14 protein-coding genes are annotated in these 16311 nt (G+C 44.9%); all 14 read left to right on the plus strand.

Features of this window, described 5'->3' with window-relative positions; all coding sequences use genetic code 11:
* Positions 1-88 precede the first annotated feature (88 nt).
* The 14 genes from buk to UB32_RS11090 all read left to right on the plus strand — a co-directional run bounded on the left by buk (position 89) and on the right by UB32_RS11090 (position 16199).
* Positions 89-1174: a butyrate kinase gene (gene buk, locus UB32_RS11025; RefSeq protein WP_044393762.1), complete on the plus strand. Its 1086-nt coding sequence runs from the start codon at positions 89-91 to the stop codon at positions 1172-1174.
* A 63-nt stretch (positions 1175-1237) separates the two neighbouring features.
* Entirely contained in the window at positions 1238-2659 is a 1422-nt protein-coding gene (lpdA, locus tag UB32_RS11030) for a dihydrolipoyl dehydrogenase (RefSeq protein ID WP_044393763.1), read from the plus strand.
* A 54-nt stretch (positions 2660-2713) separates the two neighbouring features.
* Positions 2714-3709, plus strand: a complete 996-nt coding sequence (locus UB32_RS11035; protein ID WP_044393764.1) for a thiamine pyrophosphate-dependent dehydrogenase E1 component subunit alpha — start codon at positions 2714-2716, stop codon at positions 3707-3709.
* Positions 3710-3721: 12 nt separating this feature from the next.
* Complete coding sequence (locus UB32_RS11040) at positions 3722-4705, plus strand: alpha-ketoacid dehydrogenase subunit beta (protein ID WP_044393767.1); 984 nt, start codon at positions 3722-3724, stop codon at positions 4703-4705.
* 21 nt (positions 4706-4726) lie between these two features.
* Positions 4727-6022 carry a dihydrolipoamide acetyltransferase family protein gene (locus tag UB32_RS11045; RefSeq protein WP_044393768.1) on the plus strand — a complete coding sequence of 432 codons (1296 nt, stop codon included), beginning with the start codon at positions 4727-4729 and terminating at the stop codon, positions 6020-6022.
* A 178-nt stretch (positions 6023-6200) separates the two neighbouring features.
* The gene (locus UB32_RS11050) at positions 6201-8156 is read left to right on the plus strand and encodes a methylmalonyl-CoA mutase family protein (protein ID WP_044393770.1); all 1956 of its coding nucleotides are present in this window, start codon (positions 6201-6203) and stop codon (positions 8154-8156) included.
* On the plus strand, positions 8143-10323 hold the full coding sequence (gene scpA, locus UB32_RS11055) for a methylmalonyl-CoA mutase (RefSeq protein ID WP_044393772.1): 2181 nt from the start codon (positions 8143-8145) through the stop codon (positions 10321-10323). Before UB32_RS11050 ends, scpA begins: the two co-directional genes overlap by 14 nt.
* Positions 10323-11453 carry a methylmalonyl Co-A mutase-associated GTPase MeaB gene (gene meaB / locus UB32_RS11060; RefSeq protein ID WP_044393774.1) on the plus strand — a complete coding sequence of 377 codons (1131 nt, stop codon included), beginning with the start codon at positions 10323-10325 and terminating at the stop codon, positions 11451-11453. Before scpA ends, meaB begins: the two co-directional genes overlap by 1 nt.
* A gap of 191 nt (positions 11454-11644) precedes the next feature.
* Positions 11645-12082 carry a BrxA/BrxB family bacilliredoxin gene (locus UB32_RS11065; RefSeq protein WP_044393776.1) on the plus strand — a complete coding sequence of 146 codons (438 nt, stop codon included), beginning with the start codon at positions 11645-11647 and terminating at the stop codon, positions 12080-12082.
* A gap of 195 nt (positions 12083-12277) precedes the next feature.
* Positions 12278-13069, plus strand: a complete 792-nt coding sequence (locus tag UB32_RS11070; RefSeq protein ID WP_044393778.1) for a transporter substrate-binding domain-containing protein — start codon at positions 12278-12280, stop codon at positions 13067-13069.
* An 83-nt stretch (positions 13070-13152) separates the two neighbouring features.
* On the plus strand, positions 13153-13812 hold the full coding sequence (locus UB32_RS11075) for an amino acid ABC transporter permease (protein WP_044393780.1): 660 nt from the start codon (positions 13153-13155) through the stop codon (positions 13810-13812).
* On the plus strand, positions 13805-14527 hold the full coding sequence (locus UB32_RS11080; protein ID WP_044393782.1) for an amino acid ABC transporter ATP-binding protein: 723 nt from the start codon (positions 13805-13807) through the stop codon (positions 14525-14527). Before UB32_RS11075 ends, UB32_RS11080 begins: the two co-directional genes overlap by 8 nt.
* Before the next feature lie 132 nt (positions 14528-14659).
* Positions 14660-15649 carry an aromatic acid exporter family protein gene (locus tag UB32_RS11085; protein ID WP_044393784.1) on the plus strand — a complete coding sequence of 330 codons (990 nt, stop codon included), beginning with the start codon at positions 14660-14662 and terminating at the stop codon, positions 15647-15649.
* A 28-nt stretch (positions 15650-15677) separates the two neighbouring features.
* Complete coding sequence (locus UB32_RS11090; protein ID WP_044393786.1) at positions 15678-16199, plus strand: L,D-transpeptidase; 522 nt, start codon at positions 15678-15680, stop codon at positions 16197-16199.
* Positions 16200-16311: the final 112 nt, after the last annotated feature.

Raw genomic sequence — 16311 nt, forward strand, 5'->3', positions numbered from 1 at the left:
TGAACCATTCCTTCGGCGCCTCTGCTGTTCTTCCATGCTACTGATATTACGGATTAAAGATGCTTGTAAGCAAAATGGAGGTTTAACTGTGCAACAAACCGAACATCGGATTCTCGTGATAAATCCAGGATCTACATCAACGAAAATAGGTGTATTTGATAACGAAGTGTCCATTTTTGAAAAAACGATCCGTCATGATTCAGCTATTATTAACTCCTATGAAACCATCATCGATCAATACGAATTCAGGAAGAAGACGATTCTTGAGTCGCTTGATACGGAAGGCATTAATATTTCGAAACTAAGTGCAGTTTGTGGGCGCGGAGGTCTTTTACGGCCGATTGAAGGTGGAACATATAAGGTTAACAAAAAAATGCTGGAAGATCTGCGGGCAGGATTCTCTGGCCAGCACGCATCAAATTTAGGTGGTATTTTAGCGTTTGAAATTGCTTCAGGTTTGAACATTCCGTCGTTTATTGTGGATCCAGTCGTGGTCGATGAACTAGAGCCAATTGCCCGTGTATCTGGATTCTCGCTCATTGAACGCAAGAGCATTTTCCATGCTCTCAACCAAAAGGCGGTTGCGCGAAGGGTCGCGAGGGACCTCGGTAGGAAATATGAAGAGCTGAACCTCATCATTACCCATCTCGGTGGCGGGATCACCGTGGGTGCTCATAAAGGAGGAAGGGTGGTGGATGTCAACAATGGTCTGCATGGAGATGGTCCATTTAGTCCGGAACGTGCAGGCACCGTACCAGCTGGAGATCTTGTTCAGCTTTGCTTTTCTGGAGATTACTTTCGGGATGAAATCATGAGAATGCTTGTCGGAAGAGGAGGTCTTGTTGGCTATCTGGGCACAAATGATGCAGTCAAGGTTGAAAAGATGATCAAGCAAGGGAATGAAAAGGCGAAACGAGTTTATGATGCGATGGCATACCAGGTGGCAAAGGAAATCGGTTCTGCCAGCGCAGTCCTGGCTGGAAAGGTTGATGCGATTGTTCTTACTGGGGGACTTGCTTACGGCAAGGAATTTGTCCAGAAAATTTCTGAACGCATCAATTGGATTGCGGATGTTCTTGTTCATCCGGGAGAAAACGAATTGCAAGCTCTTGCTGAAGGAGCTCTTCGAATTTTACGAGGCGAGGAAGATGTCAAAGAATACCCAGGCAGTTAAATCCTGCAAGACAAGGATGGTTCTTTTTAATCCAATTTCATTCCTATTAGAGGAGGGGTACAGATGACTCAAGAATATGATTTGGTCATTCTTGGTGGCGGTACAGGCGGATATGTAGCAGCAATCAGGGCTTCACAGCTTGGCCTGAAAACTGCCATTGTTGAAAAAGGAAAGCTGGGCGGAACTTGCCTGCATAAAGGCTGTATACCAAGTAAGGCATTGCTCAGAAGTGCTGAAGTTTATGCGACTGCAAAGAATAGTGAAACCTTCGGTATTACTGTCGGTGAGGTCACCGTGAATTTCACCAAGGTTCAGGAGAGAAAAGAAAAGATTGTCGAACAGCTACATAAAGGTGTCCATCACTTGATGAAACAGGGGAAAATCGATGTTTATGAAGGGTTGGGAAGAATCCTCGGACCTTCGATATTTTCGCCTATGCCGGGAACCATTTCCGTTGAAATGAACAATGGGGAAGAGAATGAGATGCTTCTGCCTAAGAATGTCATCGTTGCAACTGGATCCCGTCCGCGTACGCTTCCAGGGCTTGAAGCTGACGGCCAATATGTCATGACTTCTGATGAAGCGCTTGTCATGGAAGAACTTCCTAAATCGATCATCATCGTCGGCGGAGGAGTCATCGGAATAGAATGGGCGTCGATGCTCGCGGATTTCGGGACAGAAGTTACTGTCATTGAGTATGCTGATCGCATCGTTCCAACGGAAGATAAAGAAGTCTCTAGGGAAATGCAGCGCGCGATGAAGAAAAAAGGCGTGAAAATCATAACGAGTGCCAAAGTCCTTTCGGAAACATTGAAAAAGGGTGATGGTGTCAGCATTGGTGCTGAAGTGAAGGGTGAAACGAAAGAATTTTTTGCTGAAAAATTACTTGTTTCTGTTGGACGTCAAGCGAATGTGGAAGGAATTGGACTGGAGAATACAGAAATCGAGCTAGAAAAAGGCTATCTTCAGACAAACGAGTTTTTCCAGACAAAAGAGTCCCATATTTATGCAATTGGGGATGTCATCGGCGGTCTGCAGCTTGCTCACGTAGCTTCACATGAAGGAATCGTAGCAGTGGAGCATATTGCCGGAGGAAACCCGGATCCAATCGATTATACGCTTGTTTCTAAATGCATCTATAGCTCTCCTGAAGCTGCAAGCGTAGGGCTGACAGAGGATGAAGCGAAGGAAAAAGGTTTTGAAGTAAAGACTGGAAAGTTCTCTTTCAAAGCTATAGGAAAAGCACTTGTATATGGAGAATCAGATGGTTTTGTAAAAATCATAGCTGACAAGGCAACGAACGACATTCTTGGGGTGCATATGATCGGTCCGCACGTAACGGATATGATTTCGGAAGCAGGCCTTGCAAAAGTACTGGATGCGACACCTTGGGAAGTTGCGCATACAATCCATCCGCATCCGACATTATCGGAAGCTATTGGAGAAGCCGCCTTAGCTGTTGAAGGAAAAGCAATCCATTCTTAAATTTTTTAGAACAAGAACTATTTTTCGAAGGAAAAAAGCATGGGAGGAATAAACATGGCAGAAAATCGTCACGCTGCAGTTGGCTTAAGTGATGAAAGGGTTATGGAAATGTATGAAACAATGCTGTTGGCCCGCCGCCTCGATGAGCGGATGTGGTTGTTGAACCGCTCCGGGAAAATTCCGTTTGTAATTTCCTGTCAGGGGCAGGAGGCAGCACAGGTGGGAGCTGCTTTTGCGCTTGATCGCGACAAGGACTATGTGCTTCCTTATTATCGTGATATGGGAGTTGTCTTAACTTTTGGCATGACAGCAAAGGATTTGATGCTTTCTGGTTTTGCCAAGGCGGAAGACCCTAACTCTGGTGGGCGCCAAATGCCAGGGCATTTTGGACAAAAGAAAAACAGGATCGTTACAGGTTCTTCACCGGTAACAACGCAGGTTCCTCATGCTGTCGGCATTGCTCTCGCGGGGAAAATGGAGAAGAAAGACATTGTTACATTGGTTACATTTGGTGAAGGATCATCCAATCAGGGTGATTTCCATGAAGGGGCTAACTTTGCTGGAGTTCATAAGCTTCCTGTTATCTTTATGGTTGAAAATAATAAGTATGCAATCTCAGTCCCTTATGAAAGGCAGGTTGCTGCCGAGAAGGTATCTGATCGAGCGATCGGATATGGAATGCCTGGCGTAACCGTTGATGGGAATGATCCGCTCGAAGTATACAAAGCGGTCAAGGAAGCTGCAGACCGCGGACGCCGTGGCGAAGGCCCGACGCTGGTCGAAGCGGTTTCGTACCGTCTGACACCACATTCTTCTGATGATGACGACAGAAGCTACCGTACGTCCGATGAAGTTGCAATAGCGAAGACAAAAGATCCAATCATCACGTTTGGTGCTTATCTGAAAGAGAGTGGCCTAATGGATGAGGAGAGCGAAAAAGCGATCAATGACAAGATCATGAAATTGGTGAACGAAGCAACAGATTACGCTGAAAACGCTCCGTATGCAGAGCCTGAACATGCATTAAAATACGTTTATGCTGAAGAGTGAGGAGGAACGAAAATGGCGGTAATTTCTTATATAGAGGCTGTAACAATGGCAATAAAGGAAGAAATGGAAAGAGATCCGAGAGTTTTTGTTCTCGGGGAAGACGTTGGAAGGAAAGGCGGAGTGTTCAAAGCAACGCAAGGCCTGTACGAGAAGTTTGGCGATGATCGGGTTATTGATACTCCTCTTGCAGAGTCAGCAATCGCTGGAGTCGGTATTGGTGCAGCAATGTATGGCATGCGCCCAATTGCTGAAATGCAGTTTGCTGATTTCATCATGCCTGCTGTCAACCAGATCATTTCTGAAGCTGCGAAGATACGGTACCGATCTAACAACGACTGGAGCTGTCCGATGGTCATTCGTGCTCCTTACGGCGGCGGCGTCCACGGTGCGCTTTACCATTCACAGTCGGTGGAGGCGGTTTTCGCGAATCAGCCTGGTTTGAAAATTGTCATGCCATCCACACCTTATGATGTGAAAGGACTGTTGAAGGCGGCGATCAGGGATGAGGATCCAGTATTGTTCTTTGAACACAAGCGTGCTTATCGATTGATTAAGGGAGAAGTTCCAGAAGATGATTATGTTTTGCCAATCGGTAAAGCAGATGTGAAGCGTGAAGGGGAAGACATCACTGTTATTACATATGGCCTCGCTGTTCATTTTGCACTACAGGCTGCTGAAAAGCTCGCAAAGAATGGAATTTCTGCTCACATCCTCGACCTTCGCACTGTATACCCATTGGATAAGGAAGCTATCATGGAAGCTGCTTCTAAAACAGGAAAAGTTCTTTTGATAACGGAAGACACGAAAGAAGGCAGCATTATTAGTGAAGTATCTGCGATTATAGCGGAAAACTGCTTATTCGAACTTGATGCTCCGATCAAGAGACTGGCTGGCCCGGATGTTCCTGCTATGCCATATGCTCCTACAATGGAAAAATACTTCATGATCAACCCGGATAAAGTGGAAAAAGCAATGAGAGAGCTTGCTGAATTTTAAATCCAGAAGGAGGGTCTATCTGTGGCGATCGAACAAATCAAAATGCCTCAATTAGGTGAGAGTGTTACAGAAGGAACGATCAGCAAATGGCTGGTCTCTGTTGGTGATAAAGTAAGTAAATACGATCCGCTTGCCGAAGTCATGACCGACAAGGTAAATGCTGAGGTACCATCTTCCTATACGGGGACAATTAAAGAATTGATTGCAAATGAAGGAGATACTTTTGCAATTGGTGAAATTATTTGCACTATGGAAGTAGATGGCGGCAGCACCGACGAAGCTCCAGTGGCAGAGGAGTCTGCAGCAGAAGCTTTAATAGAGAACGCTGCACCTGCTGCTGTCGGCGGCAAGGAAGGAAATAAAGCAAGATATTCACCAGCCGTCTTAAAGCTTGCTCAGGAACATGCTATCGACTTGACTATGGTGAATGGAACCGGGGCAGACGGAAGAATTACGCGGAAGGATCTTCAGCAAATCATTCAATCCGGAAACATCCCTCAGCCAGCTGCCGATGCACCTAAGGTTCAAGCTTCTGAAAACACAGATGCTCCAGCCAAGCCGGCAGCACCATCTCAGCCAGTAGCACCGGAAGCTCCTTCTGTACCAGTTGCTGCTGGTGACATCGAAATTCCGGTGACTGGAGTTCGCAAGGCGATTGCTGCGAATATGCTACGCAGCAAGCATGAAGTTCCGCATGCTTGGACTATGGTCGAAGTGGACGTTACGAATCTTGTGGAATACAGAAATAGCCTAAAGGATCATTTCAACAAAAAAGAAGGTTTCAACCTTACGTTCTTTGCCTTCTTCGTAAAAGCTGTCGCCCAGGCATTGAAGGAATTCCCACAAATCAATTCGATGTGGGCTGGCGACAAGATTATCCAGAAAAAAGAGATTAATCTTTCCATCGCGGTTGCGACGGATGATGCGTTGTTCGTACCTGTCATAAAAAACGCAGACGAAAAAACAATTAAAGGCATTGGTCGCGAAATCAATGAACTTGCCCAAAAGGTACGTACTGGAAAGCTTCGTTCCGAGGATATGCAAGGCGGAACCTTTACCGTCAACAACACAGGCTCGTTCGGTTCCGTTCAGTCAATGGGTATTATCAATTACCCACAGGCTGCGATTCTTCAGGTAGAATCAATCGTTAAGCGCCCTGTCGTGATGAACAATGGCATGATCGCAGTTCGCGATATGGTGAATTTATGCCTGTCCCTTGACCATCGTGTCCTGGATGGCCTTGTTTGCGGACGATTCCTGGCAAGGGTAAAAGAAATCCTGGAAAATACATCAAAAGAGACGACTTCCATCTATTAATTCAGCTCTAAAAACGCCCAGAACTAGTTCTGGGCGTTTTCCTATGTAAATAGGAAAAAGTCATTCGTTGCTAGAAAAGCATTCGTATACTAAAATAAAAGAGAAATTAAAAATTAGAATTTTATCACAATTCCAAGTGAAGGAGGGAAGACTGTCTGAACGATAGACAGGGAATTATATGACAATCGAGAGTATGAAGGCTGCTGCATTTCATAAGGCAGAATTAGATGATTGGCAAAAAAAAGTTGCTGCTTCACTTAAAGAGAAATCAATTCAATCGCTTTATACCGATACATATGAAGAGATCATTCTTAAACCTCTTTATACAAAAGCCGATTTACCTGACGGATGGACCGGAGCACTTCCCGGCACACCAGACTACAGGCGCGGAATCGAACCATTAGGATACCAATCTGTAACCTGGCATATAGCAAATCGTCTTTCTTACAAGGATGTAACGGAACTGAAAGAAAAAATGCACGCTGCTTTAGCAAAGGGTCAAACCGCGATTTCCTTTGAAGTAAAGCCCAATTTGTTCATGGACCCTCGTGGATTGGCAGAATTCTTCGCTTCTTTTAAAAATAACTACCCTTTAAGTTTGAATGCAGGATTGCTTCAAACACCGCTTCTTGCGGCATTGTCTGTTGCTTGCCAAGAGGAAGGGACTTCAAGGAAGGTTTCAGGATTTGTCGCGGCGGATCCTGTTGCTGAAGCAAGTCTAAATGGGGGATTGCCAAAAAAAGAAAAGATATTTTTTGCTGAATGGGCAAGGATGCTGAAGGAAGCAGACCAGCAATGGCCACAACTAAAAACAGTGCTCGTCCATACCGTTCCTTATCATGACAGCGGTGCAAGTGCGGTGCAGGAACTCGCTGCCAGCATTGCTACTGGGGCATACTTGCTGCAGCAATTGCTTGACCAGGGCTGGGAATCGAAGAAAGCGTTGTCAAAATTTGTGTTCCATTTTGCGATCGGCTCGAACTTCTTCATGGAAACAGCCAAGCTCAGGGCTGCCAGGATTGTATGGAGTAAAATAGCGGAAGCATACGGTGCTGAACCTGAAGACCAGAAAATGGTTCTATCAGCTGAGACTTCAACGTATACGAAAACGATTTTTGATCCGTATGTAAACATGCTCAGGACTGGGAATGAAGCTTTTGCTGCAGTGCTGGGCGGCATACAGTACCTGCACACAGGAAGCTTCGAGGAAGCAATGGGAACCGTCAGCACCTTCTCTGAAAGGGTGGCCCGCAACACACAACTAATCCTGAAAGCAGAGGCGCATCTCGAAAAAGTAGCCGATCCTGCTGGAGGATCTTGGTACTTGGAATCCTTGACTAATGAACTAGCTGAAAAAGCATGGGATCTATTCCTTGAGTTGGATAGCAGGGGAGGCATTTATCAGGCCTTGAAGTCCGGTTGGCTTCATGAACAGATTGACAAGACGGCACATGCTAGGGAAGAGGATCTGTTTAAACGGAAAACGAGCATCGTCGGGACAAATGTGTATGCCAATCTATCAGAAACAGTTCGCCAGCCAGAAGTACAGAACAGTAATCGTCCATATTTTGGAGGCACACTTCGTGACTGTAAAAAAATGATTGAATCAGAAGAGCCGCTATTAACAGGGTTTGAAGACATTGAACAAAGTTTTACACGACTAGAACCGAAACGTTTATCACAACCATTTGAGAAACTAAGATTCAGGGCAAAGGTTCTGGAGAAAATAGGGCAGCGTCCAGTAGTTGGTTTACTCTGTCTTAACCAGTTGAAAAAACATAAGCCAAGGGCCGATTTCATTACTGGTCTTTTATCAGCGGGTGGAATTTATACGCTAAAGAGCGACGAGATCTATACAGTTCAGGAAGCGCTGGATTTCATTAAAGCATCGAGTGTAAAACAATTTGTCATCTGTGGGGACCAGGCTTCCTATCACTCATTTGGTCCCAAGCTGGCGCTTGAGATCATGAAGAAATATGATGTAAAGCTTTATCTCGCAGGTATCCCGGAGAAAAAAGCAAGCGAATGGAACACTGCTGGAATCGGGGATTTTCTGCATGTAAGAAGCAATGCTTACCAGTCCCTATCATCGATTCTTCAAGAAATGGAGGAAGGCAACAATGCGAAAGCCTGATTTCACAAAAATCACCTTATTTGCTGATGAAAAAAAGGAAGGCAAGGAGCAGGTTGACACTCCTATTAAAGAAAAGCTTGAAGACTTGTTGTTTGAGACAAATGAACAAATCAAGGTAAAGGGTGTATATACAAAAGAAGATGTTGAATCTGTTAAGCATCTGGATGGCATGCCTGGTCTTCCGCCTTACACAAGGGGGCCATATCCAGCGATGTATGTAAACCGCCCATGGACGGTAAGACAGTATGCGGGCTTTTCCACTGCGGAAGAAAGCAACGCATTTTACAGACGGAACCTTGCGATGGGACAAAAAGGTTTGTCTGTTGCCTTTGACCTTGCCACTCATAGGGGATATGATTCGGATCATCCGCGGGTGGAAGGGGACGTTGGAAAGGCAGGTGTCGCGATTGACTCCATCCTGGATATGAAAATTCTGTTTGATGAAATTCCGCTTGACCAGATGTCTGTGTCAATGACAATGAACGGAGCAGTCCTGCCGATCATGGCATTTTTTATCGTTACAGCCGAGGAACAAGGTGTGACGCAGGAACAATTATCCGGCACGATCCAAAATGATATTTTGAAGGAGTACATGGTCAGAAACACCTATATTTACCCGCCGGAAATGTCCATGAAAATCATCGCTGATATTTTTGAGTACACATCCCAATACATGCCTAAATTTAATTCAATCAGTATTTCAGGCTATCATATGCAGGAAGCCGGAGCGCCGGCGGATATTGAACTTGCTTATACCCTGGCTGATGGCCTTGAATATGTGCGGACAGGTTTGAAAGCTGGCATTGATATCGATTCATTCGCCCCGAGATTAAGCTTCTTCTGGGCGATCGGCATGAACTATTTTATGGAAGTCGCCAAAATGAGGGCGGCGAGATACATTTGGGCAAAAATGATCAATACGTTCCATCCCAAAAATGAAAAGTCAATGGCTTTGAGGACCCATTCCCAGACTTCAGGATGGAGCCTGACTGAGCAGGACCCCTATAATAATGTCATCCGAACATTAGTGGAGGCACATGCAGCAGCAATGGGCCATACACAATCCCTGCATACCAATGCGCTTGATGAAGCGATTGCGCTGCCAACAGATTTCTCGGCCCGCATTGCCCGCAACACCCAATTGTTTTTGCAGGAAGAGACCGGAATCACAAAAGTGATTGATCCATGGGCGGGTAGCTATTATGTAGAAAGCCTGACAGATGCGCTGATTGAGAGAGCTTGGGCGCATATCGAAGAGATTGAGAATCTTGGCGGGATGGCCAAAGCAATCGAAACTGGTTTACCAAAGATGCGCATTGAAGAAGCAGCTGCAAGACGTCAGGCCCAGATTGACTCTGGCAAAGAAATAATTATCGGCGTGAATAAATACAGGCTTGACCAGGAGGATCCGCTTGAAATCCTCGATATTGATAACTCTGCTGTTCGCGCAAAACAGCTCGAAAGGCTCAAGCAGCTGAAAGAAAATCGTGATAGTGAAAGAGTTGCAGTTGCTTTAATGGATTTGGCTGCTGTAGCTGAAACTGGGGAAGGCAATCTTCTGGAGTATGCTGTAAGGGCCGCTCGGGCACGGGCGACGCTTGGAGAGATTTCAGATGCCATTGAAAAAGCGGCAGGAAGGCATAAAGCAGTCATTCGGTCAGTGAGCGGCGTATACAGTGCCGCCTTCACAAATGAAGAAGAAATTTTAGAAGTCCAGCAAATGACAAAGGAATTCCTCGAAAATGAGGGGCGCCGACCGAGAATTATGGTAGCAAAGATGGGGCAGGATGGCCATGACAGGGGGGCTAAAGTCATTTCAACCGCATTTGCAGACTTAGGCTTCGATGTCGATATCGGCCCGTTGTTCCAGACACCGGAAGAAACAGCCATCCAGGCAGTGGAAAACGATGTCCACGCCATAGGGATCAGCTCGCTGGCAGCAGGACATAAAACGCTGTTGCCCCAGCTCGTTCATGAACTGAAAAAGCTGGGCCGTGAGGATATTGTTGTCCTAGTCGGCGGAGTCATCCCTGCACAGGACTACCAGTTTTTATATGACAACGGAGCCAGCGCGATTTTTGGGCCAGGAACAATCATACCGATTGCAGCCCAAAAAGTGTTGCGGACAATCTATGAACGCTTGGGCTATGAGGAAGTGTCCCAATAATGAAGGACGAAAAAAGGCCAGAATGGTATGAACCGAAAAAGGCTGATTTCTTTTCAAGCACCTTGAAGCCCGGTGTTTCAGGGAATGATCCTGGGGACGAATATCCTGTTAAAACAGGACGTTTCGTTAAGAAAACAGCAAACCGTAAAATAGATCCTTATACCCTTGCAGTGGAAATCAGAGGCGGAAACAGAACCGCGCTGGCAAAAGGAATCACCTTGATTGAAAGCAACGCAGAACGTGATTTTCAATACGCCCAATTGCTATTGCAACATCTCCTACCTGATTCGGGAAATTCCATTAGGATAGGCATTACAGGTGTTCCGGGAGCTGGGAAGAGTACGTTTATTGAGAGTTTCGGCAGCTATCTATGCGACCTAGGACACAAGGTTGCAGTACTTGCCGTGGACCCTACCTCAACTGTAACGGGCGGAAGTATCTTAGGAGATAAGACAAGGATGGAAAAGCTTGCAAGAAATCCACGAGCTTTCATCCGTCCCTCCCCATCCGGAGGGAAACTTGGAGGAGTACACCGGAAAACGAGGGAAACGATGTTAATCTGTGAAGCAGCAGGCTTCGATGTGATCCTCGTTGAAACGGTCGGGGTCGGACAGAGCGAAGTCATCGTCAGGGATATGGTCGATTTCTTCCTGCTGCTTGTCCTCACCGGTGCAGGGGACGAACTTCAAGGCATGAAAAAAGGAATCATGGAACTTGCGGATTGTGTTATAGTCAATAAAGCAGATGGTCAAAATGAACAGGCGGCCAAAAAGACAAAAGAAGAATATAACCGAATTCTTCCTTTCCTGCAGCCGGCAACAAAGGGTTGGCAAACGACCGCTTTAACGAGCTCAGCGTTGCACGACAAAGGGAACGACGAAATATGGAATAGGATCTCAAACTTCAAGAGCCTTACTAAGGAAAGCGGTGTTTTTGAGGAGAGAAGAAGGTTTCAGATAAAGGAATGGCTGAATGATCTAATCATCGACCAGCTTCAGATGAATTTTTTTCAGCACCCTGCTGTCAAAAGTTTGCTTCCAAAAATTAAAAATGAAGTGATATCAGGTAACACGCCCGTTGCCTCTGGCGTCGACGAGTTATTCAAAGCCTATTTTGAAGCCAGAAAATAATAGAGCATGATTCAAAAAAAGCGGACAACAGCATATGCCGTTGTCCTCCATTTAGGGAGTTTAGGGGTATGGATCTAGCTGTGTTGTTACCTTTCCCGGATTTTCGGAAAGTTAAACTTACTTTGAAAAATTTACGTTAGTTGGTATCATTAGTGAAGTACTAAATAATTCCTAGCAGAGGAGAGATTTCAATGAGCATGGATTTTAATTTTTTCATGAATGATGTAGTCCGTCAGGCACGCCAGGAAATTGTGGCAGCTGGATATACAGAACTGACCACTAGCGAAGATGTAGAACAGGCTATTGCTAAAAAGGGGACAACGCTGGTCATGGTGAATTCCGTTTGCGGATGTGCTGGAGGCATCGCTCGTCCAGCGGCCACGCATGCGCTGCACTACGATAAGCGTCCTGACCAACTTGTTACTGTTTTTGCCGGCCAGGATAAAGAAGCGACAGAAAAGGCCCGCAGCTATTTCACCGGATTTCCGCCTTCCTCTCCTTCCTTTGCCCTTTTGAAGGATGGAAAGCTTTGCAGAATGATCGAGCGCCACGAAATTGAAGGCCACGATCCAATGCAGGTAGTAAATAAACTGCAAGAAGCATTCGAAGATTATTGCGAAGAAGTATAAATGAAAAAGGATCTCGGTTTTCCGGGGTCTTTTTCACTAAAAAAACAGTTAATTAATAAAGAAAAATATTATTGCATAATTATTAATATGTGTTAAAATACACTTTAGTTAATAAATATTAGTTCGATCGCTTAGAGAAATAGATTGAACAGTAGTATATTGATAAAATATCTGTTATAAATAGGGGGAAGACAAGTGAAAAAGACAGTTGCAATAGGAATCATTGGCATGTTGATGATGGCAGTTCTTGCTGCATGCGGAACAAGCCCTGAAAACACTTCAGGTAGCGGCGGAGAAGAAAAGAAGATCTTGAAAATGGGAACGTCAGCGGATTACCCGCCATTTGAATACGTGGACACAGCAAAAAGCGATGAAATCATTGGGTTTGACGTGGATTTAGCTAACCTGATCGCAAATGAGTTAGGCTATAAAATTGAAATCAAGGACATGGATTTCAACGGCCTTATTGGTGCAATCCAGGCAGATAGCGTAGACTTTGTCATGGCAGGTATGACTCCTACTCCGGAACGGAAAAAGAGCGTCGACTTCTCGGATGTTTACTATACAGCACAGCATATGATCGTTTCTGCAAAAGACAGCAATATTAAATCAATCGAAGACCTAGCAGGAAAGACCGTTGGAGTTCAGCTATCCTCCGTTCAGGAAGAAGAAGCTGGAAAAATTGCGGAAACAGTCGATATCAAAATCGAAAAGCGGACAAGAATTCCTGAACTCGTTCAGGAAATCAAAGCTGGACGCATCGACGCAGCGATTATTGAAGATACTGTAGCGAAAGGATATTTTGACAATAATCCTGACTTGGAAGGATTCACACTGGAAGGTGGAAGCGAAGAAGAAGCAGGTTCAGCTATTGCATTCCCTAAAGGAAGCAAACTGACCGCGGATTTCAACAAGGTTCTGAAAGAAAAGATGGAGAATGGGGAAGTAGACAAGTTGATCGTTAAATGGTTTGGCGGAGAAAAGTAAAAAGCAAAACAGGCGTTCAGAATGCTTATGTCTTCTGGGCGCCTTTCTCCTTCATGAATTAGACAGAGAGGGCTGTTAACAATATGGATCTTGATTTTACCGCCATCCTCCCTTCATTGCCTTATATTTTAAAGGGAATCGGCGTGACACTGAAAATCGTTTTAGTAGCAGGTCTTCTGGGCTTTGCGTTCGGTATCATCCTTGCGATTTTTAAAATCAGCAAATACAAGGCGCTCCATTGGTTTGCGGATATTTATACATCCATCTTCAGAGGGACTCCGCTCATCCTGCAATTGATGATCATTTATTACGGAGCTCCGCAGATCATCGGCTTTGAAATATCATCTTACTATGCTGCTGTTGCTTCCTTCTCTTTGAACTCTGCCGCCTATATTTCCGAAATCATTCGCGCCGGTATTTTAGCCGTGGACAAGGGGCAAAAAGAAGCAGCGCAGGCTCTTGGTGTACCTGGAAATCGCATGATGTGGGACATCATCCTGCCCCAGGCATTGAAAAATATCCTGCCAGCATTGATGAATGAATTTATCACCCTGACGAAGGAATCGGCAATCGTAACGGTTATTGCTGCAAATGATATTATGCGGAGAGCATATATTGTCGGTGGAGACCAATACCGATTTTTCGAGCCGATGATTTTTGCCGGTATGATCTATTATCTTATGGTCATCTCCTTGACATTCGTTGGGAAGCTAGTGGAAAGGAGACTGAGACAAAGTGATTAACGTACAAAATCTTCATAAATCATTTGGCCGTCTTGAAGTTCTGAAAGGAATCTCAACGTCAATCAAGAACGGAGAGGTTGTTGCCATCATTGGTCCTTCAGGTTCTGGAAAATCGACCTTTCTCCGCTGTCTCAATTTACTGGAACAGCCAACAAGCGGCAAAATTATAATAGGCGCAGATAATATTACTGATAAAAAAACGAATATCATGAAAGTCCGCGAGAATGTTGGCATGGTGTTTCAGCACTTTCATCTATTCCCGCATATGACCGTGCTGCAAAACATCACCTATGCACCATTAAAGGTGAAAGGCATTAGCAAGTCAGAAGCAGAAAAACATGGTCTAGAACTGCTGAAAAAAGTTGGGCTATCCGAAAAAGCAAATGAATATCCAAGCAGATTGTCAGGTGGCCAAAAACAGCGAGTAGCGATCGCTCGGGCGCTTGCGATGGACCCTGGTGTTATGCTGTTCGATGAGCCTACTTCCGCACTGGATCCAGAAATGGTCAAAGAGGTATTAGAGGTCATGAAGTCGCTGGCTCATACCGGTATGACGATGGCCATTGTCACACATGAAATGGGCTTTGCACGCGAGGTGGCGGACCGCGTTCTATTCCTCGATGGCGGAGTTCTGGTAGAAGATGCGCCACCAGCTGAATTTTTCAGCAGTCCGAAGAGCAGCAGGGCTAAAGAGTTTCTTGATAAAATGCTATAAAAAAAACCGGCAGCTTGCTTTTCATAACAATGATATATCTGATAAACTATGAATGATCATATCCTGAATGGTATGATCTTCTTTTTATTAAGTTTTAAGTTGAGAAAAGTTGGTTTGATAGGAGAAATTACTGTGAAATTCAGAATTGGTTATCGGACTTTAAAAACAGCACTTGGTACGGCGCTCTCCATTATCATTGCCCAGTTTTTTGGCTTCGAGAATTTTGTTTCGGCAGGCATTTTGACGATTCTCTGCATCCAGGTGACAAAAAAGAGGTCGCTACAAGCATCATGGCACCGGTTTATCGCCTGTATTATTGCGATGGCTTTCTCTGCGGTGTTTTTTGAGGGCATTGCCTACCATCCAGTTGTGATTGGACTGCTGCTGCTGTTTTTCATCCCGACCGTTGTCATGTTTGGGGCAAAAGAGGGAGTAGTGTCGAGCAGCGTCATCATCATGCATCTCTACTCGGCTGGAAATGTAACAGGCAGTCTTTTATTCAATGAATTAGGAATCATCACCATTGGAATTGGGGTAGCGTTGATCATGAATCTTTATATGCCAAGTGTCGATTACAAGCTTGAGCATTACCAAAGTGAAATAGAGGCGTTGTTCAAGAAAATTTTCAACGAAATTTCCAAATATCTCCGAAACAATGATTCCACTTGGGATGGCAGGGAATTGACGGAAACATCCATTTTGCTTGATAAAGCAATTGGTCTGGCGATTCTTGATGTCGAAAACAATATTTTGAGAGATGAGAACTTATACTATCAGTATTTTAAAATAAGAGAAAAGCAATTTGAAATTATTGAGCGAGTGTTGCCATCGATCACGTCCATTCCTCAGCACGTTGCGCAGGCTAATATGGTTGCTGAGTTTATCGAGGATTTGGGAAAAGGCATCCACCCGGGGAATACGGTTGTATTTTATCTGGAAAAATTATTGAGGATGAGAGCTGAATTTGAAAATATGGAGTTGCCGAAAACAAGGGAGGAATTCGAGGCGCGGGCTGCCCTGCTTCATTTCGTCAATGAAATGGAACAATTTCTTTTGTTAAAACGGTCATTTAAAGGTATGAATACGGGGAAGAATAAAAGTCAGCCGGCTGCGGCAAACTAACGGAAAAAAAGACAACGGAGGGATCAGCATGCCGATGTTTATCTCCATGCTTCTTGCAGTTTTCATTTTTTCTCCTGTCTGGCCGTTGGGAACAAATCCACTGCCGGGGGACCCATTTGTGATTGTAAATAAAAAAACGAACGAGGTCGCTTTGATCAATGAGAACAGAGTGCAGACGGTTGTCAGCGCAGCAACAGGCAAATCAGCGGACCTGACACCTGAAGGTCTTTTCACCATAACAGTCAAGGCTGCTAACCCGTATTATCGAAAGCTTGATATTCCAGGAGGGGACCCTCGAAATCCGCTGGGTAGCAGATGGATCGGTTTTGACGCGGAAAACACAGATGGCCGAACCTATGGAATACATGGAACAAACGACCCCTCCAGTATAGGAAAAAAAGTATCGAAAGGCTGTGTCAGACTGCAAAATGAGGCGGTTGATTCCCTCTATGAGTATATTCCATTGGGAACAAAAATCCTGATTACTTCCACTGAGAAAAGCTTCCTCCAGCTGGGCCAAGAGCACGGGGCGATCAGAACAAAAAAATGAGGACTGTCAGACGACAGCCCTTTTCTTGCTGTTTAGGAAATTATTAAATTATTTAGTTGTGGATAACTACTTGTGGTTTTCTTAATCCAGCTCCAGCGCCTAGCCCCTCGAG

This window comes from Mesobacillus subterraneus (assembly GCF_000934845.1).
Taxonomy (GTDB): Bacteria; Bacillota; Bacilli; order Bacillales; family Cytobacillaceae; genus Mesobacillus; species Mesobacillus stamsii.